This window comes from Corynebacterium sp. NPDC104732 (assembly GCF_055583565.1).
On sequence record NZ_JBVJNS010000001.1, the window covers coordinates 106,522 to 133,520 of the forward strand.

The following is a 26,999-nucleotide window of genomic DNA, read 5'->3' on the forward strand; positions in this document are numbered from 1 at the left end:
TAGGCTCATGTTTGCGATCCATGCCCGCTATCGTGGCCGCGCTGTCCGGCGCGCCGAACTCGTCGCCCGATCCGCGGAAGCTCTGTCCACTATGGAAGGCGTCGGCACATTTGACATCCTTGGTGTGGAGGACATTTGCGCGGTAGTTGACACCCCGGAAGCAGTAGCCGATACGACGATGGCGCTGTTGTCCGCTGGGGAATGGGCAATCGGGATCGGCATCGCGCCCACAGCTACGAACCCAACCTCGGACGTCGTCACTAAGATTGCCAGTGCTGCACTAGGCGCCCGGGCACGGGTGGGCGTCGTCGAGGTGCGGGTTCATGGCCCACGTACGCTAAAGCCGGACGCCGACGAGTGGGCCAGCGACATCGCCGCCTGTTTCCTGATGCTCGCCACCGTACTGGCTAAGCGCAGCATCGAAGGGCGCGAAGCTACGTCACTGATGCGGCGTGGCTATAACCAAAACGAAGCCGCCGCAGAGCTGGGAATCACCAAGCAGGCGATGTCCCAACGGCTGCAGGCGGCTGGGTGGCAAGCGGAAACCGCCGGGTGGCAGCTTGCCGTTAATCTTCTTCGACGGGCTGAGGAGCTAACTGAGGCTCCGGGAAGCTAGGCTGTGGCTGAGCCTGCGGCAGCTGCTTCTTGAGCTCAGGAACCTCCGGCTCGACAGGCTTGTTGGCCACTGCATTCGCAGCTGCGACGGCAGCCGCAATTTCCGGATCCGATTCCGTGTTGAACCACTCGTCGGTATCTTCCTGCTCCGTGATCTTTTTATCGGTTTCGCTCACCGCTGGTGGCTCGTAACGGAAGACCCCATCGTCGTCCTTCTTCGCCATCGCGCGGGCGAATTGTTCCAGGGAATCCCCGAACTGGCTCGGAACCATCCAGACCTTGTTCGCGGAACCCTGTGCCATCTTCGGCAACTTCTCCAGGTACTGGTACGCCAAGACTTCTGGCGTGAGCTGCGAGGACTTGATCGCCGCGTTGACCTTCTGAATCGAACGTGCTTCACCCTGGGCCTTGAGGTACTTCGCCGCACGCTCGCCCTCTGCCCGCAGGATCATCGCCTGGCGCTCTGCCTCTGCGGCGAGAATTGCAGCGTGCTTCTCGCCTTCCGCAGCCAGGATCTTGGCCTGCTTTTCACCCTCAGCGGTCTTGATGTCCGCCTCACGCTGACCTTCTGCGGTAAGAATTGTGGCGCGCTTCTCGCGGTCCGCTTTCATCTGCTTTTCCATCGACTGCTGAATCGATGGTGGTGGATCAATTGCCTTCAATTCCACGCGGGAGATACGAAGGCCCCACTTGGTGGTAGCTGCGTCCAGCTCACCACGCAGCCGACGGTTGATCACTTCACGGGAGGTCAGGGTCTCCTCCAGCGTCATACCACCGACAACATCGCGCAGCGTTGCGGTGGAAATCTGCTCCACACCCACGATGTAGTTATCCACGCCGTAAATGGCGCGCGCCGGATCGTTGATCTGGAACGTCACCACGGTGTCAATAGCCACCGTCAGGTTGTCCTCGGTAATCACCGCTTGCGGTGGGAATGATACGACGCGCTCGCGGGTATCCACCTTGGCACGAACCCGGTCAACAAACGGCACCAGCAACGTGATGCCACCGGACACTGTCCTGGTGTATCGTCCGAGGCGCTCAATAACTGCCGCTTCTCCCTGTGGAATCAACGCGATGGATTTCACCAGCACAATCACCACAAAGAGCAAAATGACGATGAGGGCAAAAAGACCTGCCATCTATAGCTCCTTCCACACGACGGCGGTTGTGCCATCGATACTTACTACGTTTACTTCTTCGCCGACCGCGATCGGGGTCGTGGGATCGATACTCCGGGCAGACCAAATCGAACCATCCAACCGGACCTGGCCCCCGGTACCAGTCACCTCTTCCAGCACCACTGCGCGCTGTCCCTCCAAGGCCTTCACCGACGTATCCAGCACCGGCTTTCTAGTCAAATGCCGATACAGATATGGCTTGAGGAAGACCAACAGGAGGAGGGCCGAGACGGCGAAGCAGGCAATTTCGGCCCACAACGGGATGCCAGGAATGGCGGCACCGGCCGTCGCTAAGGCTGCCCCGGCAAGCATGAGCATGGTGAACTCGCCGGCGAGCAATTCCGCTGATGCCAGGACGAGCGCTGCGATAAACCAAATGATGGGTCCCACGATTTACTAATCTACCTAAACCTATACTTCGGGGGCGACGCTAACGAAAATCTTCTTTACTTAGTTCCGGGACGGTGACCCAGTCCACCAGCTTCTCCACCGCCCCGATCAGTGTCGCATCCAGGTCCCGGAAGCTTTCCACGGCGTTATATACGCGGTTCCAGCCTTCCCGAGGATCACTCCACCCCACGCGACGGCACACTCCCGTCTTCCAGTCCTCCCCGTACGGCACCTCCGGCCACGCGCGCAGGCCCAGCTTGTTCGGCTTCACAGCAGCCCAAATATCGATGAATGGGTGCCCGGTGACCAGCACGTGTGGGCCCACGTTCTCCACCAACCGGGTCTCTTTAGAACCTTGCACCAGGTGATCAGCTAACACCCCGACGCGACGACCCGGCCCCGGACCAAACTCGGCGAGGCGTTCCGGGAGATTGTCCAGTCCCTCCAGATACTCCACCACTACGCCCTCGACGCGCAGGTCATGGCCCCAAATCTTTTCCACGATCGCCGCATCATGGATGCCCTCCACCCAAATCCGCGACGGCGCGGCCACCTTGGCTTGGACGTTTGCCACCTTGCGGGATCCAGAGTTTGACTGCGCCGGGGCTTGCTTTGGCACATATCGCGTCAGGGACACTCGCTGCCCCTCCACCAGGAACGCGCCGGTGACCATCTTGAACAGTCGCTCTCGGCCGTGCCGATCCTCCAACCGAATGAAATCGCCGTCGTAGGTGCGCTCGAAGCCTACCACCGCGCCGACAAAGCCGTCAGCCAGCACCTCAACCACCAGTCCGGGCTCCGCCGGAACCGCGGGATACTGTGGCCGCTTGCTGCGGGAATGTCCGGAAAAGATGTCTCCTGCATATCGGTCAGTCATGACAGTCAAGCCTATCGGGTAACTTATCTAGATTATGGATCAGCGCGCACATGTCTACTCCCCGCTCCAGAACATCGCGATCTGGTTGGCGTCGTGGCTGCACGGCCACATCGCCACCGATGAATGTGTGGACGCGCTGCGCGCGCTGGGCGGAGACATCAGGATCGCTGGCGTGCAACCTGATGCGCCTGGAAACACGCTTGAGCTGCTGCGTACCATCCGGCGGCTGGCGGCCGAAAGCCTGGATGCTGGGGAACCCGTCATCCAGCTCGTATTGTGCGGCCCGGGTGAGGCGCCAGGGCTGCGGGCTGGCTCGCCGAGCGCCCGGGCCACGCTGGCGAGCGGAATGGGCGCGTTGGTGCTACCCACCCCGGACAGGTTTCGCAGCCACGTGGTGGTGCCCGTGGACCGCGGCGGCGGGTTGGCATGCGAGATTTTCGCCGAGGCGGAGCCGTTGCCGGCGCAGCACTACCTCTCCCCTGGGGAGGCAGACCTGCTGCTTGCCGACGCCACCCGCTCCGCGGCGCAGCTTATCGACGCCATCCCCCACGTCACTCCGGACCTGCCGAACCCCCGCCTCACAGTTGGCACCCTAACGGACTTCTATGACACCCCAGGTCTTCCGTTTTCTACCCCACCGCGCGCCGCGAAACTGTTCGCTCGCGCGGACCGGGTGGCTGCGATCATTGAAACGGTGTCCAGCCATGTTGGGGATCATTCTCTGGACCCGGTGTTGCTCCCGCTCATGCGCAATGTCCGGATGGCGCGCACCGCTGGGGTGAGCTACGCGGTGCACGAATTGGCGCGGTGTTAAGAGGATCGCGGGCGGCGCGTCGGGACGCAGCAGTTCGCGGCGCAAGGTTGCCCGTTGACGCTGCAGCCACGGCCAAGACGCTGTGGTTGCTGCTGAGCATGTTCGCGCAGCAGCTCAATTACTAGCTGGGTGAATTCCTCCGTGGGGCCGATCGTTGCGGCGCGGACAACACGCTGGCCATTCTTGTTAGCTTCGTCCGTGAGCTCCGTGTCAAGGTCCCACACGACCTCGATGTGGTCGGAGATGAACCCGACTGGGTAGACGATGAGATTGCGGACGCCGTCGTCGGCAAGCGCGGCAGCATGGTCGACGATGTCCGGTTCCAACCACGGGATGTGCGGGGCGCCGGAACGAGACTGCCAGACCAGATCCCAGTCAGCAATTCTCAGCTCGGACGCGATGAGTTCCGCGGAGCGGCGTACCTGAGTGGAATAAAGCGGGCCGTCGTCAGGGGTGCCGGAGGATTGGTCAGCGGCCGTGGGGATGGAATGGGCGGTGAAGACGAGGCGGAATTCAGCTTCGCCTAAGGCAGTGATGGCGTCCCGTACGCTATCGACGCTTGCTTTGATGAACAGCGGGTGGTCATAGAATTGGCGCAGCTTAGTGAACGTGACCTCGGGAAGGCCGCGTTGTTGCAGGTGCTTGCGGATGTGGGTGATGTCTTCGTCATATTGTCGGCATCCTGAGTATCCGCCCCACGCGGAGGTTGCCAGGACTGCGACGTTGCGGTGCCCGTCCGCCACCAGCTGCTCGGCGGCCTCGGTCCCGAAGGGGTGCCAGTTCCGGTTGCCGAAGTAGATGGGAAGCCCAGGAAGGGCCCGTTGGAGGTGCGCGACGATCTCCCGGTTCAATCCGTTGAGCGGGCTGACGCCGTCGAAGTGGTAGTAGTGCTCACAGACGTCGTCGAGTCGCTCTGGCGGGATACCGCGCCCACGGGTGACGTTTTCCATGAAGGGGCGCACGTCGGCAACGCCCTCAGGCCCGCCAAACGACAACACGAGAAGTGCATCGAATGGCAGGCCTGAGATCAAGTCCTCGTTCTGGGTCATGCAGACTACCCTAGCGCACGCGGTGTTAGATCAATCGCACGGCGTAGGGGCTCATTCCACTCCAGCGAACCGGGTTGACCGACACCGTTGCTCCGGACTGTGGGGCTTCGATCATCATGCCGTCACCGAGGTAGATCGCAACGTGATTTTCTGCGTTTGGACCGTAGAAGATGAGGTCGCCACGTTGCATCTCGCTTGGAGACACCTTGGTACCGCGCTGGTACTGGTAGCCGGTGTAGTGTGGCAGATCGATGCCGACGCCGGCGAAGGCGTAGAGCACCAGACCAGAGCAGTCGAAGCCGATCTTGTTGTAGTCGCCGTAGGAGTCAGCGACGCCGCCATCGCGGATACCCTGGGTTGGGCCGTTCGCGTCGCCACCACCCCAGGCGTAAGGTACGCCGACCTGGGCTTGAGCGCGAGCAATCATGGTTTCGATGCGTTGCGCGCGGCTACCGGTGGCCGGGGCCGTCGGTGCATTGCCGGACGGCTTAGCGACGGCCCCAACCGCCGCAGCTAATGCGTCAGCGAGATTACCCAAGTCAAGGTAATCGTTCTCACCAAAGATCCCACTGTTTGCTTGAGTGTTTGCTGCCTCGGCTGCGGCGAGCGCTGCGGCCGCAGCGGTAGCGGCTGCCACAGCATCGTTTTGCTGCTGTTGCAGTTCAGCTTCGCGTTGCTGTCGTGCGGCTGCCTCTGCCTGGGCTGCAGCAGCAGCGGCTGCGGCTTGCTCCGCCTGAGCCTGGGCAGCCGCGCGTTCCGCCTCAGCTGCCGCAGCTGCGCGGGCGCGGGCCTCGGCCTCTGCTTGTGCTTTTTGGCGAGCCTCTTCCTCGGCCTTTGCCTTGGCGGCAGCGGCTTCCGCTGCGGCCTTCTCGGCAGCCTTGCGCTCCTCCTCCGCCTTTAGGAAGTCCTGGTATTCCTTGCGCTGCTGATGCAAAGTGCCACTGTTAGCCTTCGCAGCTTCGAGACGAGCCTTAGCGGTGTTTCGCTCTTCTACCAGGCTCTTGTGCTCGGCGTTGCGCTGGGCCAACAGTGCAGAGTTGGTGTCGTACGCTTGCTGCGCAGCGGACTGGGCAGCGGATGCTTCCCGTTCCCGCTGTTCTGCAATGGCGCGCTTTTCACGCAGCACAGATTCTTTGTTTGCGGCTTCGGTACGCAGGCGATCCAGCTCTTCGATCGCTGCACGCTGCTTGGCCGCGTTCTGGCGCAGATACGTCTGGCGAGCTAGAGCGTCCTCGGTGTTGCCGGTGCCGGCTGCACCGGAGACGGCACCATTGGCGGAACCGCGTCGGTAAGCCGCGCGGGAGACTTCGTCGAGGGTGTGCTGAGCCTGTTCGATCGCTTTCTGGCTGGCATCCAAATCCTGCTTGGCAAGGTCGACTTCTTCGCGCGCCTTCTGGGCTTCGGCCTGTGCAGTTTGCAGGTCGACCATCGCCTTGTTCACGGCTTCGCGCAGTCCACCCATCTCGTTTTCGAGGCGAGTAATCTCGGCCTCTTTTTCAGACAAGGTGGTGGCAAGGCGCGCGACGTCCCCGTTACCTGCGTTGACTGCATCCTCGGCTGCCTTGATGTCCGCGTCGGACGGGTTCGGTGGAGGTACCGGTTGGGCGAGCGCAGTCGCCGAACCAATGGTCGCGCAGCATGCTGCAACCGCCACCAAAGCCCTGGCTGAGGCCAGGCGGGACTGCGGATCCTTGATCGTTGCCACGGGGTAACTCCATTCACCTTCGCTAACTGCGTACAGGATGTGGCTCACGCGTCCCGCCAACACACATTAGGTCAACCTTCTAGGCTTGATTTCTGCACAATGCTTCCCCACATCAGCAAATACAGCCTCAATTAACTTATTGTGAATCAGCCAACTCATGAGCCGACAACAAGAACAATAAGCCACAACGACCCAATAAAGACACTCTTGACTCGTTAGTCACACTAGTAAAGGCCAGCCCCATGACTTACGTTTATGGTGCTGGCCTGCGAGAATGTTACGGAATGATATCGAATGTGAAATATATCACATTGCGAAAAAGGGGCGTGTCGTTACGCGATTGAGGTGCGATTGCAACTATTGCGAGCGGTCAAGCGTTTTGGCTTGACTGTAGCGGAAGGTGTGGATGGCGGTGATAACAATCGCGAGCCCCAATAACGCGGCGATAACGATATTGATCCACATCCAAGGGAACACAGGTCCATTCAGAGTGTCGATGAACTGGCGCGCTGCCGGGGCGATTTCAGGGTTGGAGAGGAAGTCGTACTGCGCGGCCTCTAGGGCGGCGCGTGAGAAGTCGTGACTGACTACTGCCCCAGATCCAGGCGCGCGCACGATGATGGTGTCAAAGTCGGTAGTGTTTAACAGCTCCTGGGCAACGTCGCGCGTCGCACCCGCCTCCGGCGGCGTGTGATCGAGAATAACGAAGGCAGTACGTCCGAAATTGGTGTCCAGCCCGTACTGTGCCACATTTTGCAGTTCCGGTTCTAGGGTTGGGTGTTCGATGCCCAGCTGTCCGATAGCCACGCCATCTGCATTGATTTGATCGCGCATCGAGACGATATCAATATCTGACGGGATCATGACAGCTTCCTTAGTGTTGGGGGCGCGGACGGATCCAGAGTTTAGTGTCACATTTCCCTGTGCTTCGCGGTGACTCGCCCATATCGCGCAAGTTTTCCACGTAGGCTGTGAGCTAGACAGTGTTTTCGGGCCTGTTGTGGTGGCCAGTAGTCCCCAGATAGGGGCAGGTTGGAGGTTCAATGCCTCAACAGAACGCTCGTACTGTTAAACTGTCTCGTAGACGATGGTTAATACCCGATCGTTTACTCACCCATAACAATAGGAAGTGGAGCTGACTGTGACGATTAGCAAGAACTCCTTCGGTGCCAAGAGCACGCTGACCGTAGGCGACAAGTCTTACGACTACTACGCCCTCAGCGCAGTGCCTGGCATGGAGAAACTGCCATACTCTCTTAAGGTTCTTGGCGAGAACCTGCTGCGCACCGAAGATGGCGCCAACATCACCGCCGATCACATCAACGCGATTGCTAACTGGGACGCTTCGGCAGAGCCAAGCATCGAAATCCAGTTCACCCCAGCACGTGTGCTGATGCAGGACTTCACCGGCGTTCCTTGTGTCGTTGACCTCGCAACCATGCGCGAAGCTGTCAAGACCCTCGGTGGCGACCCGGACAAGGTTAACCCACTCAACCCTGCTGAGATGGTCATCGACCACTCCGTTATCGTTGAGGCCTTTGCTTCTAAGGAAGCACTGAAGACCAACGTTGACATTGAGTACGAGCGCAACGAAGAGCGCTACAAGTTCCTGCGCTGGGGCTCCAAGGCCTTCTCCAACTTCCGCGTTGTGCCTCCAGGAACCGGCATTGTCCACCAGGTGAACATTGAGAACCTGGCTCGCGTCGTCTTCGACAACGACGGCCTGGCATACCCAGACACCTGCATCGGTACTGACTCCCACACCACCATGGAAAACGGCCTGGGCATCCTGGGCTGGGGCGTGGGTGGCATCGAGGCTGAGGCCGCAATGCTCGGCCAGCCAGTGTCCATGCTCATCCCTCGCGTCGTCGGCTTCAAGCTGACCGGCGAGATCCCAGTGGGCGTTACCGCTACCGACGTCGTTCTGACCATCACCCAGATGCTGCGTGAGCACGGTGTGGTTCAGAAGTTCGTCGAGTTCTACGGCAACGGTGTGAAGGCTATCCCACTGGCTAACCGTGCCACGATCGGCAACATGTCCCCAGAGTTCGGCTCCACCTGTGCGATCTTCCCGATCGACGAGGAGACCGTCAAGTACATGCACCTCACCGGCCGCTCCGAAGAGCAGTGCGCACTGGTCGAGGCATACGCTAAGGCTCAGGGCATGTGGCTGGAGCAGGACGCCCCAGAGGCAACCTACTCCGAGTACCTCGAGCTGGACCTGTCCACCGTTGTTCCTTCCATCGCTGGCCCGAAGCGTCCACAGGACCGCATCCTGCTGTCCGAGGCCAAGGAGCAGTTCCGCAAGGACCTGGCCAACTACACCAACGACGAAGTCTGCACCGACGAGTCCCTTCCTGCAAAGCGCATGGAGGCTGAAGGTGAGGCCCTGGAGGAGACCTCCGCACAGGTCACCGACCTCAACGTCTCCCAGGCTGGCAACGGCGAGTCCGCTGCTGTTGGCCGCGTTGGTCGCCCATCCAACCCAATCACCGTGACCTCCCCTAAGGGCGGCGAGTACACCCTCGACCACGGCATGGTTGCGATTGCGTCCATCACCTCTTGCACCAACACCTCTAACCCATCTGTGATGATCGGCGCTGGCCTGATCGCACGCAAGGCCGCTGAAAAGGGCCTGAAGGCTAAGCCATGGGTCAAGACCATCTGTGCACCTGGCTCCCAGGTTGTCGACGGCTACTACAAGCGCGCTGACCTGTGGAAGGACCTCGAGGCTCTCGGCTTCTACCTCTCCGGCTTCGGCTGCACCACCTGTATCGGTAACTCCGGCCCACTGCCAACCGAGGTGTCCAAGGCCATCAACGAGGCTGACCTGGCAGCTACCGCAGTTCTGTCCGGTAACCGTAACTTCGAAGGCCGCATCTCCCCTGACGTAAAGATGAACTACCTGGCTTCGCCAATCATGGTCATCGCTTACGCCATTGCCGGCACCATGGACTTCGACTTCGAAACCCAGGCGCTGGGTCAAGACCAGGACGGCAACGACGTCTTCCTGAAGGACATCTGGCCATCCACCGAGGAGATCGAGGCTACCATCGAGCAGTCCATCTCCCGTGAGCTGTACGAAGCTGATTACGCCGACGTATTCAAGGGAGACGAGCAGTGGCAGAACCTCCCAACCCCAGAGGGCAAGACCTTCGAGTGGGATGAGAACTCCACCTACATCCGCAAGGCTCCGTACTTCGACGGCATGGAGCTTGAGCCAGCTCCTGTCAAGGACATTAAGGGCGCACGCGTCCTGGCTAAGCTGGGCGACTCGGTCACCACTGACCACATCTCCCCTGCTTCCTCCATCAAGCCGGGCACCCCAGCTGCTCAGTACCTGGATGCCAATGGCGTTGAGCGCAAGGACTACAACTCCCTCGGTTCCCGTCGTGGTAACCACGAGGTCATGATGCGTGGTACCTTCGCCAACATCCGCCTCCAGAACCAGCTGGTGGACATCGCTGGTGGCTACACCCGCGACTTCACCAAGGGCGGCGAGCAGGCCTTCATCTTCGACGCCTGCGAGAACTACAAGGCTGCTGGCATCCCACTGGTCGTTCTGGCTGGTAAGGAATACGGCACCGGTTCTTCCCGTGACTGGGCTGCTAAGGGCACCAACCTGCTCGGCGTGAAGGCCGTCATCACCGAGTCCTTCGAGCGTATTCACCGCTCCAACCTGATCGGCATGGGCGTTATCCCACTGCAGTTCCCAGCTGGTGAATCCCACGCTTCCCTGGGCCTGGACGGCACCGAGACCTTCGACATCGAGGGCATCGAGGAGCTGAACAACGGTGTGACCCCTAAGACCGTGAAGGTCACCGCAACCAAGGAGTCCGGCGACAAGGTCGAATTCGATGCAGTTGTGCGCATCGACACCCCGGGTGAAGCCGATTACTACCGTAACGGTGGCATCCTGCAGTTCGTGCTGCGCAACATGATCAAGGGCTAATTGCCACTGTGATCATCTCGACTGGGGCTGACTAGTTCCCGCTAGCGGCGGGCGGTCAGCCCCAGTTGTCTTTCACACCTCTACAAGGAGAACCCATGCCTAGAGTGAGTGACGCGGACCTCAATGAGCGGCGCCGTGAGATCCTCGTGGGGGCCCGCAAATGTTTTGCCGAGCATGGCTACGAAGGAGCCACTGTCCGGTTGCTGGAGGAAGCGACGGGGAAATCCCGCGGCGCGATCTTCCACCACTTTGCGGATAAGGAAACCTTATTCCTCGAAATCGGCCGCCAGGATGCGCTCCAGATGGCTGAGACCGTAGCGGAGGAAGGCTTGGTGCAGGTAATGCGGGATATGCTCGCAGACCCGGACCGCTTCGAATGGCTCTCCACCCGCTTGGAGATCACTCGCCTTCTGCGTACCGACGCCGCGTTCCGTGATCGCTGGCAGCAACAGCAAGCCGTGCTTGACGACGCCGTCCGCCGACGCTTGAAAGCTAACGCCGACGCGGGAACGATGCGAACCGACGTGGACCCGGAAGTGCTGTACCTGTTCCTGGAGACGATGTTCGATGGTCTCACAGCGAAATTAGCCTCTGGCGCAGAAACAGCCCAGTTCAGCCCAGTGCTGGACTTAGTGGAGGCTTCAGTCCGACGTGACTAGCGCGCCTAAGTAGCGGCGGGCCATGATCCGCTGTCCTAGGCGCGCCACTGGGCCACCTATTTTGGTGACCCAGGACTGTGGCCGGGAAAAGGCTGCGCATTCTGCCCACACGGCATCTGCTTCCATCCAGACGCGGAAGGACTCTTCCCCACTTTCCCAGTGGCCCGGCATGGTGCCATAGGAAGCGCACGCAGATTCGGCCGTTTGCTCGGCGTGGACTATAAAACAGCGATGTTTGATGGGGCCGAGATGGAGGGTGACGGTGTGGTCGTCGATAAGCGGCCTCAGCCCTGCGTGGCGTTGCATCTCCCACGCCATGAGGCGCCCGCACGCCGTTTCGAAAGCGGCTTTTCCTGTACCAATGCGGCTCCTGATACGGAAGCAGTGCCAACCCGCAGCCTCTAATAGACCCTGATGGGTGGAGAGGTTTCGAGAAATTCCGATGTATTTCTGCGGATATGTGACAGGAGCCATAGCAACCATACTAGACTAAGTGGTATGTCTAAGTTTTTGTTGGTGTCCATCCGCCATGGTGCAGAGGTTCTTGCTGCGGAATATCGCGATTTCCTGGTAAGTTCCGGTTTGCGGCCGACTGAACTGGACCAAGTTGTCCTGGATTCAGAAACCGCTCGCATCGGTGATGTGAGCCAGTACGCCGGGGTGTTCCTAGGCGGCAGCCCTTTCAATGTCACCGACGCTCAGCCCACGGCTGAGCAGCTGTGGGTGCAGCAGGAAGCCCTCACGATGGTCGATGCCGACATTCCAGCGTTCTACGCGTGCTTCGGATCCAGCCTCCTCACCCACTTCCGTGGCGGCGTTGTTGGCGACCGTTACTCCGAGACCGCTGGATCGTCGGTGGTTGAGCTCACCCAGGAAGGAACAATGGATCCGCTCCTGCAGGGCGTGCCATCACGTTTTAATGCGCTGACCGGTCATGCGGAAAGCGTGGAAGAGCTGGTAACCGGGGCAACGTTGCTGGCAACGGGGCCAACGTGCCCCGTGCAGATGTTCCGGATCAACGACACCACCTGGGCGACCCAATTCCACCCGGAGCTGGATGCACAAGGGCTAGCCACCCGGATGCAGGAATACCTCCACAATGGGTATTTCGCGCCGGAAGAATACGACGAGATCGTCGCGCATATTTCTTCGGTGGACGTTGCGCCGGTGCGACAGATCATGCGAAACTTCGTGTCCTACGCCACTATTTTTTCCGACCCCACACTGCGTATGCCAGCGGCCCAAAGAAGTTAATAAAACTCAGCCCGAACCACAGCCACTTTGAGCCCCGGGTCTTGCTGCGGGGAGTGTGGTAGATGAAGTGCCAGACGATGAGTTTTTCGAGGATTTCGTAGGCTCCGAGCCCGATAATCCAGCCTTTAGCCGAAGGATCGAGATCAGACCACTGTAGTTTGTCGTTTCTGCTCATGAGGACAATCTTAGTCGCGCTAAAGTGAGAGTCATGTACGCAATTATCTCTGTTACCGGCCCTGACCACTCGGGCATCATCGCAGCAGTCGCCACCGAACTGGCTGCCCTGGACGTCAACATCCAGAACGTCTCCCAAACGATTATGGAAGGCTACTTCACCATGATCCTGCACGTTGCTTTCGATGAGTCGAAACTCGACATCGTTACCGTGCAGGACCGGATGTCTGCTGTGGGTGAGAAGGAAAACCTCGCTATTCGGGTCCAATCCGAAGCGCTGTTTACCGCCACCAACGAGATTTAGGGGCTGTCATGAGTTTTGCGCAGCGAAGCCAAGCCATTTGGGACACCATCGAGATGATCCAGGAATACCGCCTGGACATTCGTACCGTGACAATGGGCATTAGCCTCCTCGACTGTGTCCGCGGGTCCATGGCGGAAACCTGTGATGCTGTTTATGATCGTCTCACCACTCAGGCTAAGGACCTGGTCAGCACGTGCGAGGGCATCGAACGTGAGCTGGGTATCCCGATTGTGAACCGGCGCATCTCGGTCACCCCGATTGCCTTGCTGGCCGCTTCTGTTCAGGGCAACCCGGTTGAGCTGGCCCAGGCACTGGATCGCGCGGCGAAGGAAACCGGCGTGAACTTCGTCGGCGGTTATTCTGCACTGGTGGAAAAGGGGATGTCCTCCGGCGATCGCCGTCTGATCGAATCTATCCCGGAGGCCCTCACCATCACCGAGGCCGTGTGCTCCTCCGTGAACGTGGGCACCTCCCGGGCGGGCCTGAATATGGATGCAGTCGCCCAGATGGGGCAGGTGATCAAGGACGCCGCGACGTTGACCAAGGATCGCAGCGCCATCGCCTGCGCCAAGCTGGTGGTCTTCGCTAATTCCGTGGGTGACAACCCGTTCATGGCGGGTGCCTTCCACGGCATCGAAGAGCCGGACTGCGTCGTGTCCGTCGGCGTGTCCGGTCCTGGCGTGGTGGCCCGCGCGCTGGAGCGCATGCCTCACGACGCCTCCCTCAACGCGATCGCAGAAGAGATTAAGAAGGCGGCGTTTAAGATCACCCGTGCCGGTCAGTTGGTCGGCAACATGGCGAGCGAGCGCCTAGGCGTCCCGTTCGGCATCGTCGACCTCTCGCTGGCACCGACCGCCGAAATTGGCGACTCTGTGGCGAACATCCTGGAGGCGATGGGGCTGGATCAGGTTGGCACGCATGGCACCACCGCTGCGCTCGCGCTGCTTAACGACGCCGTAAAGAAGGGTGGCATGATGGCCTGCTCTCGCGTCGGTGGCTTGTCCGGTTCCTTCATCCCGGTCTCCGAGGACAAGGGCATGATTGACGCTGTACGCGCTGGTTCGATCTCTATCGACAAGCTCGAAGCGATGACCGCTATCTGCTCCGTCGGCCTCGACATGGTCGCCATCCCAGGCGACACCTCCGCCGAGCTCATTGCCGGCATGATCGCGGACGAGGCCGCCATCGGCATCATGAACCATAAGACCACCGCAGTCCGCGTCATCCCAGTTCCGGGCACCGAACCTGGCGACGAAGTCAACTTCGGTGGTCTGCTCGGCTATGCACCGGTGATCCCGGTCAACAAGGTGGGCAACTCTTCCTTTATCGCCCGTGGCGGATTCATTCCGGCGCCGGTGCATGGGTTTAGGAACTAGCGGTTCTGATGTAACTAGCTAGGCTTGTCGCCGGCTTCATGTTCTAGGCCACACTGTTTGGGTATTTACTGCGGTGTGGCCAATGTTAACTTTCGAAACAAAGTACCCCCGTATGGAAAGCAATCTGTGCAGGTGGAATGGTTAGAACTAGCCCTCCCCCCCCCACAATTCTATTCTCCAAAAAACACTACAATCAGCTGCTAGGCTAGCTCAATATTATTCATCCAGCAGTGAAAAAGAAGATTCCTTGGTAATTGGTTTTTGGAGAAAAAGGATTTCATATGGAAGTGCTCATTTTGGTGCATATTTCATTAATCGTGATGGCGTTTTACCTGCTGCACATCACGAATAAGGCAGCAAATGGAGAGTCGCTGCCTGGGAATCCGGGGTTGCGAACGTCTGCTACCACCGCGGGTATTGATCAGTGGAAAACCGGGCATTCTGCAGCGAAACCTGTGGTTAAGTTGAATGTTTTTCTTCAGGTGGTAACAAACATAATCGCCGTTATTCTCGAACTAATTCATGTTAACCCGATATTAGCGCTCAACATCCCCGTGATTTGTCTCGTCGCCGTTTGTGGCTATGCGGTTTTCGTAGCTGATAAAGCTGTGTGCAGCCGTCGAAATACTGGCTCGATCTAGCCAAAAGCTACCCCCGCCATCACCAATCAGAACCCCAAATTCGACACCCCTAAGCTAGCTCCACCAGCTCCATATAGTCCTCCGACCACAGATCCTCGGTGCCATCAGGCAAGACAATCACGCGCTCCGGCTCCAAAGCCTTGACGGCGCCGGGGTCGTGAGTGACGAGGACGACGGCGCCGGTGTACGTGCGCAGGGCATCGAGCACTTGTTCTCGGGATTGTGGGTCGAGGTTGTTGGTCGGCTCGTCGAGAAGCAGAACGTTGGCGCGGGAGGACACCAGCGACGCAAGCGCGAGGCGGGTCTTCTCACCACCTGACAAGGTTCCTGCTGGCTGGTCGAGCTGTTCGCCGCTGAACATAAAGGCGCCCAGCAGGGACCGCAGGTCCTGCTCCCCTGCATCCGGGCAGGCTTCGATGGTATTTTGCCAAACGCTTTTGGAAGGGTCGATGGTGTCGTGTTCCTGGGCGAAGTAGCCGATCTTGAGGCCGTGGCCAGTGACGATGCCGCCTTCGCCGTCGGTACGTTCCACTCCGGCGAGTAACTTGAGCAGGGTGGTCTTACCTGCACCATTGAAGCCGAGCACGACCACACGCGAGCCCTTGTCAATTGCGAGGTTCACCCCGGCAAAGACTTCCAAGGATCCGTACATCTTGGTAAGTCCCTTGGCGTTCAAAGGGGTTTTGCCACATGGCGCCGGTTCCGGGAACTGAATGTGCGCTACCCGATCCGCGACGCGCAGTTCGTCCGTGGCGGCCACCATCTTTTCCGCACGCGCCAGCATCTGCTTCGCCGCGGCGGCCTTCGTGGCCTTGGCGCCGAGCTTGGCGGCCTGCTGCTTGAGCGCCGCAGCCTTCTTTTCTGCATTGGCGCGTTCGCGTCGGCGGCGCTGTTCATCGGTGGCGCGGGCGTCCAGGTATTTCTTCCAGCCCATGTTGTACACATCAGCTTCCCCTCGGACGGCGTCGAGGAACCAAATCTTGTTGCAGACGGCTTCCAGCAGTTTGACGTCGTGAGAGATCATGATGAGGCCGCCCTCGTGCTTTTTCAGGAACTCACGCAGCCAGGTAATGGAGTCGGCGTCGAGATGGTTGGTTGGTTCGTCGAGAAGCAGCGTGACCTTCGAGCGGCCGGAACCGGCTGTGGCTGCGAACAGGATCTGAGCGAGTTCTATGCGCCGACGCTGACCGCCGGAGAGCGTTTTCAGCGGCTGGTCCAAGATTCGTGCGGGCAAGCCGAGGGCGTCGCAAATGCGGGCGGCCTCGGAGTCGGCTTCGTAGCCCCCGAGCGAATAGTACTGCTCTTCCAGGCGGGAGTACTTGTTTACGGCGCGGTTGCGTTCCGCGTCGGTACCGCTTTCGATGATTTCCTGCTGGCGTTCCATTGACACCTTAATCCGGTCGAGGCCCCGGGCTGAGAGCACCCGGTCGCGGGCGGTTTGCTCGATGTTTCCTTCGCGGGAGTCCTGTGGCAGATAGCCAATTTCACCGGAGCGGATCACTTTGCCACCGTACGGTTCGCTCTCGCCTGCGAGGATGCGCATGGTTGTGGTTTTGCCGGCACCGTTGCGGCCAACGAGGCCGATGCGGTCCCCCGGTTGGACACGGAGGTGTTGGCCAGGGGCGTTGAGGAGGGTGCGGGCGCCGACGTGCACTTCGAAATCTTCGGTGACAATCACAGCAGGACAGTATAGCCGGGTGCCCATTGTCCTTAGTCGTCAGCGGGGCTCAGCTATGTGTTGCATCAGAAAATAGCTGTGCTGGGAACTCTTGCTGTCCCCCAGATGACTGTACCCGGCGGGCGGAAACTTTCGGTGGAGTCTCGCTGTGATAGCTAGCTCAGCAGTGGACTGCGATGTTAGTGCAACTTCTTTCGGAAAACACCTGGTAAATAGGTGCTTTTACCGGTTATATCGGCTCTTTTTATGCCCTCGAGGTAGGAATTTACTTAGAAAAGTTCCCAAGAAGATAAAGAAGTTTTGCGATTGAAAGCTGTTTAATTTAACCGCTATCGTGCTGTGTCAGGTTGGTCACAAGGCCAGCCATTCGCACGGTCGTGCCAGCACCTGGCGTGATCGATCTGTCTTAAGAAACTGGAGCAAAAGTGAAGACGGCATCTTCTCGGAACATGGTACGCGTTACCCGGATTACTTGCGCTGCTCTGGCAGGAGTCTTGTTCGGCAGCAGCACACTTGCAGGTGCGGCTGAAACCGCACCCGGCACTGCTATAGCGCCCATGCACTGCTACCTCACCACCACACCTAAGGATGATGCTCACCCAGCAGCTGGTGTGTACCGCGGTGACAATGGGGTCTCGGTTCAGGCCCGCTCGTGGGGACCGGATTGGGTGGAGCTTGGTGACTCCGCTTCGCACCAGATCCGAATTGATGACATCGTCATTCCAAAGTCGCTGCGTAACGGTGCCAACCAGTTGCAAGTGACCGAGCTGAGCAATCTGCGACTCGATATCAGCGTTCCACTGACCTTGAAAGTAGACTCGGCTGAATTCACTGAACAAACCAAGGCGAAAATCTCGCTCACCGAGGTTCACGGCATGGAAGCCGTCACCATCGATACCAGTGATCTTGCGCTGCAGGAGACGGCGGATAGCTTCGTGGCATCAGTGCCGGATGTGGTGGTGAAGTCTCACGCGGTGCGCAAAGGCACCTCCCACTTCTTCATCCGTCCTGGGATGCTCAACTTTGACACCCGCATGATGGACTACTCCGTCAGCTACCCACTGCAGTTCAACATTGTTGCTACCGGGGAAACCGGCGACAGCGTTGCAGCAAAACTGGCCTGTGCGGGAATGGAAGATACCGTGGCTGCCGATGGTCCAACGGCAACTCAGCCGGATATGCCGGCGCCGCGTCAGATTGACAGTATGCCCGGCTCCCCCGAGCCACGCGCCCCGCACGAGCCAGCCGAAACGCCGGCAGCAAAGCAGGATCTCCTCTCCGGTGGCCTGAGCTCCTAACCACGGTTTCGCCCCTGGTGACATCCGCCGTAGGCCGGTATAGCGTGTGAGGTATGAGCACCTTCGACATGATCATCCTTGGCCTCGGCCCGGCAGGCGCCTACCTGGGGCATCGGGCTACCGCGCGGGGACTGAAAGTGCTCGGCATCGATCCGGCCGCGCAGTGGACCGCCACGTATGGCGGTTGGGTGGACGAACTTGCCGACGCTCCCCTGTTTTGGCGCGGATTTCCCAGCGTGCGCTTTGGCGGCCTGGGCTACCAGCTGGACCGGGAGTACGGGATCATTGATAACTCGTGGCGGGAGCGTCTCCTGAACTTCGAGGTGCTGCAGGAGTCCGCGGAGATCACCTCGGCGTACTCGGTGCGGGTGGCCGGGGTGGAATATCAGACGCAGGTGCTTATCGACGCCCGTGGCGCCACGCCACAACCGCCCTACCAACAAGCATTCGGTGTGTTCCTGGACAGCGGCCCCGTGACCTGGATGGACTTCCATGGCGAGACTTTCCAGTACAGCTTCCCCACTCCCCGCGGACACTTAGTGGAGGAAACCCTCCTGGTCACTGCCACCGAGAGGCCGTGGGAGCAACTGGCAAGCACACTGCCTCAGCAGCAGAATACGGGGGAAGAAAAAGTGCTCATCCCGATGGGACCGCAGCACTATGATGGTCCCGCTCTGCCCTATGGTGCGAGGGCCGGGTTTATTAATCCTATCAGTGGCTTCAGCCTGGGGACGTCGATAAGCCTGGCGGACGCCATCTTGGACGCCCTGTGGCGCGGTGGGCAGCTTCCGTGGCGCACTCGGACATTCCGCGCTGACGTGGCGCTCGCCCACCGCCTACAGCGCGTCCTGCTCAAACTTGAGCCGGTGCAGGTGCATCACCTGCTGAAGGCGCTGCTGCTATCGCCGTTTCACCCCCGCTTTCTAAAGTTGGGTGACCTGCCCGGCACGCTTGCCGGGATGGCCTGGGTGTTCGCCCGCGTGCCGCTGTCTACGAAAGCAGCGATCCTGCGGGCGCTGATTTAAACCGAAAAGCCCAGGGCGCGTAGCTGGTCGCGACCGTCTTCGGTGATCATGTGTGGCCCCCACGCGGGCATCCACACCCAGTTCAGCGTCAGTTTCTCGGCGGTACCGGAACCGACCACGGCCTGCTCGGCCTGCTCTTCGATCACATCGGTGAGCGGGCAGGCCGGTGAGGTGAGCGTCATGTTCACCACGGCGTGCGTGCCGTCGACCATGTAAATGTCGTACACCAAACCCAGGTCAACGACGTTGATGCCCAGCTCGGGGTCGATCACGTCGCGCATGTACTCTTCAACATCGGACGCCTTGGCCAGGTCGGCCTCGGTTTGCTCCGGTTTTGGTGGTACCGAATCCTTTTCCTCAGTTACGTTCTCTTCCGACATCTAGTCTTTCTTTCCTTCCAAAGCTTCAGCGGTCGCTGCCTGGAACGCTTTCCAGCCCAGCAGGGCGCATTTCACGCGGGCCGGATATTTCGCAACGCCAGCAAAGGCGACGCCGTCACCGATGACCTCTGGGTCGCCCTCAACCTGGCCGCGAGAGGTGACCATCTCTTCAAAAGCTGCCAGGGTCTCCATTGCCTCTGCCACAGGACGACCGACGATCTCCTCAGCCATCACGGACGTCGACGCCTGGCTGATAGAACAGCCCTCTGCCTCGTAGGAGATGTCCTCCACCGTGGTGCCGTCGGCTGACAAATGGACGCGGAGCGTCAGCTCATCGCCGCAGGAGGTATTCACGTGATGAACCTCGGCCTCGTACGGCTCCCGGAGTCCGGCGTGCTGCGGGTTCTTGTAGTGGTCGAGAATGACCTCTTGGTACATCTGTTCCAGTTTCATCTATGCCACTCCAAAGAACTCTTGGGCGTGCTTAATTGCAGCCACGAGGCGGTTAATTTCCTCACGCGTGTTGTACAGGTAGAACGAGGCACGTGCCGACGCCTGAACCGACTTCGCCCGGTGAATCGGCCACGCGCAATGGTGTCCTACGCGGATGCACACGCCTTGGTCGTCGAGGACCTGACCCAAATCGTGCGGGTGGATGCCCGCCACGGCGAAGGAGATCGCACTGCCACGATTCTCCGCTGTCGCGGGGCCCAGCAACGAGAGCCCAGGGATGCGCTGCAGTTGTTCCAGGGCGTATTCCACCAGGTCATGCTCGTGCGCGGCGATGTTGTCCATGCCGATCTCGTTGAGGAAATCGACGGCAGCGCCCAGGCCAACCACCTGAGAGGTCATCTGCGTGCCGGCCTCGAAGCGCTGCGGCGGCGGCGCGTAGGTGGACCCTTCCATCTTCACTAGCTCGATCATGGAGCCGCCGGTGAGGAATGGCGGCAGCTGCTGCAGCAGCTCCAGTCGCCCATAGAGCGCACCGACACCGGACGGACCACACATCTTATGCCCGGAAAACGCGGCGAAATCCACGCCCAGCTCACGGAAATTCACTGGCATGTGTGGCACCGACTGGCACGCATCCAACACCGTGACCGCCCCAACAGCCTGGGCACGACGCACCATCTCCGGCACATCAGCGATCGCACCGGTCACGTTGGATTGGTGGGTGAAGGCAACCACCTTCACCGTCTCATCCAGCTCCAGAGAGTCCAGGTCAATCCGGCCGTCGTCCGTGGTGCCATACCACTTGAGCGTGGCGCCGGTCCGACGGCACAGCTCCTGCCACGGCACCAGGTTCGCGTGATGCTCCAACTCCGTGACGACAACCGTGTCGCCCGCCTTGACCTGCAGCTCGCCTGCGCGATCATCACCTAGAACATAGGCCACCAGGTTCAGGGCCTCGGTGGCGTTCTTGGTGAACTCCAGCTCATCCGGGTGCGCACCAACAAACGCGGCGATCGCGTTTCGGGCACCTTCGTAGGCGTCGGTTGCCTCCTCTGCCAGAGAGTAGGCGCCACGGTGCACGGGGGCATTGGTGTGCAGCACGAACTGCTCTTCTACTCGCCACACCCGCTCGGGCCGTTGCGAGGTGGCCCCGGAGTCAAGGTACGTCAGTGGCTGATCACCGCGTACCTTTCGGTGGAGAATAGGAAACTCCGAGCGGATCGCGTCAACATTGAGCGATCCGTCGGAATGAACGAGACAAGCCATTACAGGTACTGGTCGTAGCCGTTTGCCTCGAGCTCATCAGCAAGCTCAGGGCCACCAGTGGTGATGATCTGGCCGTTGGCAAACACGTGAACGTAGTCAGGCTTGACGTAATTCAGAATGCGCTTGTAGTGGGTGATCATCAGCACGCCACCGTTTTCGCGCTCCTGGTAACGGTTGATGCCTTCGGAGACCACGCGCAGCGCGTCGACGTCCAGACCGGAGTCAGTCTCGTCCAGCACAGCAAACTTTGGCTTCAGCAGACCCAGCTGCAGCACCTCGTGGCGCTTCTTCTCGCCACCGGAGAAGCCCTCGTTCACGCTCCGCTCGGAGAACTCTTTGGAAATAGACAGCTCTTCCTGAGCCGTCTTTACTTCCTTCACCCAGTCACGCAGCTTCGGGGCTTCGCCACGCACTGCGGTTGCTGCGGTGCGCAGGAAGTTGGCCATGGACACGCCAGGAACCTCAACTGGGTATTGCATAGCCAGGAACAGGCCGGCGCGGGCGCGCTCGTCTACCTCAAGGTCGAGGATGTTTACGCCATCGAGAAGGACTTCACCGCCGGTGACCTCGTAGCGAGGGTGCCCGGAGAGGGTGTACGCCAAGGTGGACTTACCGGAACCGTTCGGACCCATAATCGCGTGGGTTTCGCCGGACTTGATGGTCAGGTTCACCCCGTTAAGGATCTGCTTTGGCTCGCCAGAGTCATCGGTAGGGAGAACTTGCGCGGTGAGGTTGCGGATTTCGAGAGTGCTCAATGTAGTTTTCCTTCGTTATTTAAAGTTCGGTGCCGTCAAGTTCTTCGGTGATCTTGGACTCAAGGAGTTCGCGGGTGGTAGCCCCCGGAATACGGTTGATTACTTCCGAGAAAAAGCCCCGCACAATGAGGCGGCGGGCATCTTCGGCGTTGATGCCGCGAGAGAGCAGGTAGAACAGCTGCTCGTCGTCGAAGCGTCCGACGGTGGCTGCGTGGCCAGCGCCGGCAATCTCGCCGGTTTCGATTTCCAGGTTCGGAACAGCGTCCGCACGAGCACCCTCAGTGAGAACCAGGTTGCGGTTTGCCTCGTAGGTTTCCGTGCCTTGTGCATTTGCACGGATGAGCACGTCGCCCACCCAGGCGGTGCGGGCCTCGGTGCGTTCGGAGCTTGCGTCGCCCTGAAGCGCGCCCTTGTAGAGCACGTTTGACCGGCAGTTTGGCTGTGCATGGTCTACGAGGAGGCGCTGTTCGAAGAACTGGCCGTCATCGGCGAAGTACACGCCGAGCATTTCTGCGTCACCACCCGGAGCGGTGAACTTCACCTGTGGCACCAGGCGGACCAAGGATCCACCGAACACGGCTGCGGCGTGGCGGAAGGTGGCATCGCGCCCGAGAGCTGCGCGTTCGTGCGCCAGGTGGACGGCGTCATCGTTCCAGTCCTCGTGAACAACCACAGACAGGCGAGCGTTGTCGCCAACGATGAACTCGTGGTTGTCGCTGTGGGTTCCGGAACCAAAGAAGTGCAGGTTCACCAGCGCTTCCGCGCCACTTTCGGCGATGATGGTGATCGCGCCAAATGAGGTGACATCGTCGCCCCGGCCGGTGACGGTGATCTCCACCGCGTCGGAGTTCACGCTGTCCTGGGCAAAGGTGACGATGGTGGCTTCAGCCATTGCGGACCATGCTTGAGCCGAGGTGCGGTCTACCGGTGCGCCAGCTTGGCCGAGCCGCGGATCATCCTTGGAAACAGTCTCGACGGTGACCCCAGTGGCGGTGTCCGGTACGGTCACCTGGATGTCTGGGGTGGTGGCCGTCGTAAAGCTGCCGTCGTGCAGACCCCGAAGGCGACGCAGTGGTACGAAGCGCCACACTTCGTCACGGCCGTGGGGAACCTCGAAATCCTCAACGTTGAAGGAGGTAAACAGGTCGCCCTTGTTGTTGTGGTAAGTAGCGTTCTTCACAGGGGCGGTCATTAACCCACAGATCCTTCCATTTGCAGTTCAATCAGGCGGTTGAGCTCCAGCGCGTACTCCATTGGGAGCTCCTTGGCGATCGGCTCCACGAAGCCACGGACGATCATCGCCATCGCCTCGTCCTCGCCAATACCACGGGACATCAGGTAGAACAGCTGGTCCTCAGACACCTGTGACACCTTCGCCTCATGTCCGAGAGAGACGTGGTCATTGCGGATGTCGTTGTAAGGATAGGTGTCCGAACGAGAGATATTGTCCACCAGCAACGCATCACATTCGACGTTCGACGTGGAGTGGTGGGCGTCCTTGTTGACCTGCACCAGGCCACGGTAAGCGGCGCGGCCACCGCCGCGGGCGACAGACTTGGACACGATGTTGGAGGACGTGTACGGCGCCATGTGCACCATCTTTGCGCCGGTGTCCTGGAACTGGCCTTCGCCCGCCATAGCGACGGAGAGCACCTCACCCTTAGCGTATGGTCCGGTCATCCACACTGCCGGGTACTTCATGGTTACCTTGGAACCGATGTTGCCATCGACCCACTCCATAGTGGCGCCCTCTTCACACTTGGTGCGCTTGGTCACCAGGTTGTAGACGTTGTTGGACCAGTTCTGGATGGTGGTGTAGCGGCAGCGGCCACCCTTCTTCACGATGATCTCCACCACCGCGGAGTGCAGGGAATCGGACTTGTAAATCGGCGCGGTACAGCCCTCCACGTAGTGGACGTAAGCATCCTCGTCCACGATGATCAGGGTGCGCTCGAACTGGCCCATGTTTTCCGTGTTGATACGGAAGTAAGCCTGCAACGGTATGTCCACGTGGACGCCCTTCGGCACGTAGATGAAGGAACCACCAGACCACACGGCGGTGTTGAGTGCGGAGAACTTGTTGTCACCGGCAGGGATGACGGTGCCGAAGTACTCCTTGAACAGCTCCTCGTGCTCGCGCAGTGCGGTGTCGGTGTCGACGAAGATGACACCCTTTTCTTCCAGGTCTTGACGGATCTGGTGGTAGACCACCTCGGACTCGTACTGCGCGGCCACACCGGCGACCAGGCGCTGCTTCTCGGCCTCTGGAATACCCAGTTTGTCGTAGGTGTTCTTGATGTCTTCCGGCAGGTCGTCCCAGGTGGTGGCCTGCTGTTCGGTGGAGCGGACGAAGTATTTGATGTTGTCGAAGTCGATGCCGGAAAGGTCGGCACCCCAGGTTGGCATGGGCTTCTTTTCGAAGATGTCCAGGGACTTCAGTCGGCGTTCGAGCATCCATTCGGGTTCGCTCTTCATGCGGGAAATGTCTGCCACGACCTCGCGGGACAGACCGCGCTTGGCGGAAGCGCCGGCTACGTCTGGGTCATGCCAGCCGAATTGGTATGCACCGATGGAATCGATGATCTCTTCGTCAGTGAGCTGGGGTTTGACGTCGCGGTCATGAGTTGCCTGCGTCATTAGCCGCTCCTTCCTTTGTTACACGTGGTGCCTTAGGTGAGTTGTTAATAGGTGTCAGTGGAATGTTAGTAGTACAGATGCCGTGGCCATCCACAATGGTCGCCAATGGCTGCACGTGCTGCCCGAGCAGTTCCGCGATCGCGCGGTGTTCGGCCTCGCATAGTTCAGGAAATTCCGAGGCCACGTGCGATATTGGGCAGTGGTGCTGGCACAGTTGCACTCCGCCACCGGCCTCGCTGGTCGACGCGGCGTAGCCACTTTTGGCGAACGCAGCGACGATCTGCTCGGTGGTTTGTTTGACGGAATCCTCCGATGCGTCCGCGGGGGTGATGCCGGCGACGATCTTTTCGATGCGTTTGCGGGCAAAGGCCCGGACGGCTTCTTCCCCACCGGTCTCCCGGAGTGCTTCGAGCGCCGAGGCTGCGAGAGTGTCGTAGTCGTGACCGAACTGGCTTCGTCCCCGATCTGTGAGAACGAAGGACTTTGCCGGACGGCCTCGGCCCCGCTGTGCACTGCTGCGAGCGGGAGCGACTTCCGCGAGGCCCTCGGCTTCCAGAATGTCCAGGTGCCGGCGGACTCCGGCGGCTGAAATTCCGAGGTGCTGGCCGAGGAACGAGGCGCTGCACGGGCCGCTGCGCAGCAGCGTGACCATGATTTCGCTCCTGGTGCGCCCATCGGCGTTATCTGAATGCGTCATCGTAGGTTGTCACCTCCGCTCGTGTACTGTACTGGCGCTAACGTCCAACATTGCTATTAGACAACATAAGTGTTCCGTAATTCGTGCGCTTTGTCCAGCTCTACACCAGCGACACGCCGAACCCGTGCTTAGCAAGCCCTCTAGTAGGATGTGGGAACGTGACCGTATCCAGCAACGCCCGCCCTCTGACCTGGCTAAAGGATGCCCTGCCACGGCTTGGGGCACCCGGTTCGCGCTCTGCTGAGCTTCACGACGACCACAGCCTGGAAGCCCGGGACCTCAACTATTTCGAGCTGCGCCGCTTCGTCGCGCTGCGCTGGATTGGCACTCTCGGCGCCTTCATGATGGGAATTGGCGCGCTCGGGGCTGGGGCATTTCCGGTGGTGGGCAACCCATATCCACAGTTCCCGGCTGGCGCTGTCATGGCCAGGATGCTCACGACCTCGTCGATCGTCACGTTGCTGGGCGTCGGGTGCCTGGTGCTCGCGTGGGTGCTCATGGCTCCCTTCGTCAGTACTACCTTGGCGAATCCGTTTTCCTTGCGGCCAGGAAACGCCGCTCGCGTGTCCCTGCCGATGTTGCGCCGCACTTTTATTGCTTGGGTTTTCCCGATCGCGCTCACCGCTCCGCTATTTACCCAGGACATTTACTCCTACCTCGCCCAAGGCGCCATAGTGGCCAGCGGGATGGATCCGTATTCCGGCGGGCCCGTTGATCTGTTGGGGCCGGATCACGTGCTTGCGCGGAGCGTGCCATTCATTTGGGCGCACTCCCCGTCCCCGTATGGCCCGGTGGCTCTTGCGATAGCCTCCGCAATTAGCACTGTCACGAACAACAGCATCTTATTCGGGGTGCTCGGGCACCGACTCGTGTCCGTAATCGGTCTGGTGTGCGCAGCGTGGGCCTTGGTCAAGCTCGCACAGCGCTGCCAGGTGTCCAAACAAACCGCGCTCTGGTTGGGCGCGCTCAACCCGCTTTCCTTGTTGCACCTGATCGGTGGCATCCATAACGAGGCTGTTTTGCTCGGGTTCTTGCTGGCGGGCCTTGAGTTCGGGCTGCGGGGCGTCGATAAGCGTGGCGTACCCGGCTGGGCCCTGTTCGCCTTCGGTAGCGCTCTCATTACCTGCGCGGGTCTGGTGAAAGTCACTGGGTTTATCGCGTTGGGTTTCCTGGGGATGGCGTTGGCGCGCGCTCTGCAGCAGCGGGGCAGTCGGCCGTTCGTTGCTTTGGGCGTTGCTGTCGTGGCGCCAGCTACCGTCCTGGTGGCGGTCACCGCGCTTGTCACCGCCATTTCCGGGATCGGCCTGGGGTGGATCACCGGGCAAGGCGGTGCGGCCACGATCCGCAGCTGGATGTCGGTGACCACCGACGTCGGCATTATCGCTGGGGTGATCGGCAACTGGCTCCAGATCGGTGACCACACGGAACGGATGCTCTCCGTGACCCGCGCGGTAGGGCTCGCGGTGGCCGGCGCGTTTATGCTTCGTATGCTGCTCGCCACCTGGTGGGGGCGCATCCACCCTGTCGGCGGTCTGGGGGTGTCCTTGTTCGTGATGGTGGTGCTCTTCCCCGTCGTGCACCCCTGGTACCTGCTGTGGGCGATCCTGCCTCTCGCCGCGTGGGCGAACCGCCCGCTGTTTCGTGTGCTGGCGGCCGGATATTCTGCGATCATGAGCTTTTTCGTCCTTCCTCGTGGACTGAGGCTCCCAGCTGATACCGTGCTCAGCATCTACGTGGGAGCTGCGCTGCTGTTCATCGTGTTGCTCCTCGCTTTTGGGTGGCTTTTCCAAAAACGCGGAATCATTGGCCTAAACTGAGT

Annotated in this window: 27 protein-coding genes; 11 read left to right on the top strand and 16 right to left on the bottom strand. The window is 60.1% G+C overall.

All coding sequences use genetic code 11. From position 1 onward, the window contains the following. Positions 1-7: 7 nt before the first annotated feature. The gene (locus tag ACZ6ZO_RS00500; RefSeq protein ID WP_465289799.1) at positions 8-616 is read left to right on the top strand and encodes a MarR family transcriptional regulator; all 609 of its coding nucleotides are present in this window, start codon (positions 8-10) and stop codon (positions 614-616) included. Here ACZ6ZO_RS00500 and ACZ6ZO_RS00505 read toward each other — a convergent pair. From ACZ6ZO_RS00505 to ACZ6ZO_RS00515, 3 genes are read right to left on the bottom strand one after another with little or no spacing between them, the layout of a single operon-like run. Continuing rightward, a complete protein-coding gene (locus tag ACZ6ZO_RS00505) occupies positions 567-1,757 on the bottom strand; it encodes an SPFH domain-containing protein (RefSeq protein ID WP_182386152.1) in 1,191 nt (396 codons plus the stop codon). The two genes, ACZ6ZO_RS00500 and ACZ6ZO_RS00505, sit on opposite strands and share 50 nt — an antisense overlap. After that, positions 1,758-2,186 (bottom strand): NfeD family protein, encoded by a 429-nt coding sequence (locus ACZ6ZO_RS00510; protein WP_465289800.1) that lies wholly within the window; start codon positions 2,184-2,186, stop codon positions 1,758-1,760. 40 nt (positions 2,187-2,226) lie between these two features. Continuing rightward, positions 2,227-3,063, bottom strand: a complete 837-nt coding sequence (locus ACZ6ZO_RS00515) for a DUF3097 domain-containing protein (RefSeq protein ID WP_182386154.1) — start codon at positions 3,061-3,063, stop codon at positions 2,227-2,229. Between the two features lie 34 nt (positions 3,064-3,097). Between ACZ6ZO_RS00515 and ACZ6ZO_RS00520 the strand changes: the two genes are divergently transcribed. Next, positions 3,098-3,877: a hypothetical protein gene (locus tag ACZ6ZO_RS00520; RefSeq protein WP_182386155.1), complete on the top strand. Its 780-nt coding sequence runs from the start codon at positions 3,098-3,100 to the stop codon at positions 3,875-3,877. Here ACZ6ZO_RS00520 and ACZ6ZO_RS00525 read toward each other — a convergent pair. The 3 genes from ACZ6ZO_RS00525 to ACZ6ZO_RS00535 form a co-directional block, all read right to left on the bottom strand. Next, on the bottom strand, positions 3,874-4,926 hold the full coding sequence (locus ACZ6ZO_RS00525) for a ferrochelatase (protein ID WP_465289801.1): 1,053 nt from the start codon (positions 4,924-4,926) through the stop codon (positions 3,874-3,876). The two genes, ACZ6ZO_RS00520 and ACZ6ZO_RS00525, sit on opposite strands and share 4 nt — an antisense overlap. Before the next feature lie 25 nt (positions 4,927-4,951). Further along, entirely contained in the window at positions 4,952-6,631 is a 1,680-nt protein-coding gene (locus ACZ6ZO_RS00530) for a DIP1281 family NlpC/P60 protein (RefSeq protein WP_232843284.1), read from the bottom strand. A gap of 357 nt (positions 6,632-6,988) precedes the next feature. Then, the gene (locus ACZ6ZO_RS00535) at positions 6,989-7,546 is read right to left on the bottom strand and encodes an Rv1476 family membrane protein (RefSeq protein WP_182386157.1); all 558 of its coding nucleotides are present in this window, start codon (positions 7,544-7,546) and stop codon (positions 6,989-6,991) included. Positions 7,547-7,772: 226 nt separating this feature from the next. On the opposite strand from ACZ6ZO_RS00535, the gene can reads away from it, so the two are divergent. Together can and ACZ6ZO_RS00545 are read left to right on the top strand one after the other, a co-directional pair. Continuing rightward, on the top strand, positions 7,773-10,583 hold the full coding sequence (gene can, locus ACZ6ZO_RS00540) for an aconitate hydratase (RefSeq protein ID WP_182386158.1): 2,811 nt from the start codon (positions 7,773-7,775) through the stop codon (positions 10,581-10,583). A gap of 95 nt (positions 10,584-10,678) precedes the next feature. Beyond that, a complete protein-coding gene (locus tag ACZ6ZO_RS00545; RefSeq protein ID WP_182386159.1) occupies positions 10,679-11,242 on the top strand; it encodes a TetR/AcrR family transcriptional regulator in 564 nt (187 codons plus the stop codon). Here the strand turns inward: ACZ6ZO_RS00545 and ACZ6ZO_RS00550 are convergent. Next, a complete protein-coding gene (locus ACZ6ZO_RS00550; RefSeq protein WP_182386160.1) occupies positions 11,225-11,716 on the bottom strand; it encodes a DUF1990 domain-containing protein in 492 nt (163 codons plus the stop codon). The two genes, ACZ6ZO_RS00545 and ACZ6ZO_RS00550, sit on opposite strands and share 18 nt — an antisense overlap. Before the next feature lie 24 nt (positions 11,717-11,740). Between ACZ6ZO_RS00550 and ACZ6ZO_RS00555 the strand changes: the two genes are divergently transcribed. After that, positions 11,741-12,496, top strand: a complete 756-nt coding sequence (locus tag ACZ6ZO_RS00555; protein WP_465289802.1) for a glutamine amidotransferase — start codon at positions 11,741-11,743, stop codon at positions 12,494-12,496. Here the strand turns inward: ACZ6ZO_RS00555 and ACZ6ZO_RS00560 are convergent. After that, positions 12,447-12,671, bottom strand: coding sequence for a PLDc N-terminal domain-containing protein (locus ACZ6ZO_RS00560; protein WP_182386162.1), 225 nt, complete (start codon positions 12,669-12,671; stop codon positions 12,447-12,449). The two genes, ACZ6ZO_RS00555 and ACZ6ZO_RS00560, sit on opposite strands and share 50 nt — an antisense overlap. 33 nt (positions 12,672-12,704) lie before the next feature. Between ACZ6ZO_RS00560 and ACZ6ZO_RS00565 the strand changes: the two genes are divergently transcribed. The 3 genes from ACZ6ZO_RS00565 (at position 12,705) to ACZ6ZO_RS00575 (ending at position 14,991) form a co-directional block, all read left to right on the top strand. Next, positions 12,705-12,974: an ACT domain-containing protein gene (locus ACZ6ZO_RS00565; protein WP_182386163.1), complete on the top strand. Its 270-nt coding sequence runs from the start codon at positions 12,705-12,707 to the stop codon at positions 12,972-12,974. Positions 12,975-12,982: 8 nt separating this feature from the next. Beyond that, the gene (locus tag ACZ6ZO_RS00570) at positions 12,983-14,350 is read left to right on the top strand and encodes a PFL family protein (RefSeq protein ID WP_182386164.1); all 1,368 of its coding nucleotides are present in this window, start codon (positions 12,983-12,985) and stop codon (positions 14,348-14,350) included. A 281-nt stretch (positions 14,351-14,631) separates the two neighbouring features. Continuing rightward, a complete protein-coding gene (locus ACZ6ZO_RS00575) occupies positions 14,632-14,991 on the top strand; it encodes a hypothetical protein (protein WP_465289803.1) in 360 nt (119 codons plus the stop codon). Positions 14,992-15,040: 49 nt separating this feature from the next. Here ACZ6ZO_RS00575 and ACZ6ZO_RS00580 read toward each other — a convergent pair whose 3' ends face one another. Then, positions 15,041-16,669, bottom strand: a complete 1,629-nt coding sequence (locus ACZ6ZO_RS00580) for an ABC-F family ATP-binding cassette domain-containing protein (RefSeq protein WP_465289805.1) — start codon at positions 16,667-16,669, stop codon at positions 15,041-15,043. 449 nt (positions 16,670-17,118) lie between these two features. Here ACZ6ZO_RS00580 and ACZ6ZO_RS00585 point away from each other — a divergent pair, with 449 nt between their 5' ends. Then, a complete protein-coding gene (locus ACZ6ZO_RS00585) occupies positions 17,119-17,967 on the top strand; it encodes a hypothetical protein (protein ID WP_465289807.1) in 849 nt (282 codons plus the stop codon). A gap of 53 nt (positions 17,968-18,020) precedes the next feature. After that, complete coding sequence (locus tag ACZ6ZO_RS00590) at positions 18,021-18,992, top strand: lycopene cyclase family protein (protein ID WP_465289809.1); 972 nt, start codon at positions 18,021-18,023, stop codon at positions 18,990-18,992. Here the strand turns inward: ACZ6ZO_RS00590 and ACZ6ZO_RS00595 are convergent. The 7 genes from ACZ6ZO_RS00595 to ACZ6ZO_RS00625 are packed head-to-tail and all read right to left on the bottom strand — an operon-like array spanning position 18,989 to position 25,180. Further along, on the bottom strand, positions 18,989-19,372 hold the full coding sequence (locus ACZ6ZO_RS00595; RefSeq protein ID WP_465289811.1) for a metal-sulfur cluster assembly factor: 384 nt from the start codon (positions 19,370-19,372) through the stop codon (positions 18,989-18,991). The two genes, ACZ6ZO_RS00590 and ACZ6ZO_RS00595, sit on opposite strands and share 4 nt — an antisense overlap. Beyond that, the gene (gene sufU / locus ACZ6ZO_RS00600) at positions 19,373-19,825 is read right to left on the bottom strand and encodes a Fe-S cluster assembly sulfur transfer protein SufU (protein ID WP_208767459.1); all 453 of its coding nucleotides are present in this window, start codon (positions 19,823-19,825) and stop codon (positions 19,373-19,375) included. Continuing rightward, complete coding sequence (locus tag ACZ6ZO_RS00605; protein WP_465289813.1) at positions 19,826-21,091, bottom strand: cysteine desulfurase; 1,266 nt, start codon at positions 21,089-21,091, stop codon at positions 19,826-19,828. Then, on the bottom strand, positions 21,091-21,846 hold the full coding sequence (gene sufC, locus ACZ6ZO_RS00610) for a Fe-S cluster assembly ATPase SufC (RefSeq protein ID WP_182386172.1): 756 nt from the start codon (positions 21,844-21,846) through the stop codon (positions 21,091-21,093). Before sufC ends, ACZ6ZO_RS00605 begins: the two co-directional genes overlap by 1 nt. Before the next feature lie 19 nt (positions 21,847-21,865). After that, positions 21,866-23,038, bottom strand: coding sequence for a Fe-S cluster assembly protein SufD (gene sufD / locus ACZ6ZO_RS00615; protein ID WP_465289815.1), 1,173 nt, complete (start codon positions 23,036-23,038; stop codon positions 21,866-21,868). Further along, complete coding sequence (gene sufB / locus ACZ6ZO_RS00620) at positions 23,038-24,483, bottom strand: Fe-S cluster assembly protein SufB (protein WP_182386174.1); 1,446 nt, start codon at positions 24,481-24,483, stop codon at positions 23,038-23,040. The genes sufD and sufB overlap by 1 nt, the downstream gene beginning before the upstream one ends. Then, a complete protein-coding gene (locus ACZ6ZO_RS00625) occupies positions 24,464-25,180 on the bottom strand; it encodes a helix-turn-helix transcriptional regulator (protein WP_182386175.1) in 717 nt (238 codons plus the stop codon). Before ACZ6ZO_RS00625 ends, sufB begins: the two co-directional genes overlap by 20 nt. Positions 25,181-25,338: 158 nt before the next feature. Between ACZ6ZO_RS00625 and mptB the strand changes: the two genes are divergently transcribed. Next, entirely contained in the window at positions 25,339-26,997 is a 1,659-nt protein-coding gene (mptB, locus tag ACZ6ZO_RS00630) for a polyprenol phosphomannose-dependent alpha 1,6 mannosyltransferase MptB (RefSeq protein WP_465289817.1), read from the top strand. Positions 26,998-26,999: the final 2 nt, after the last annotated feature.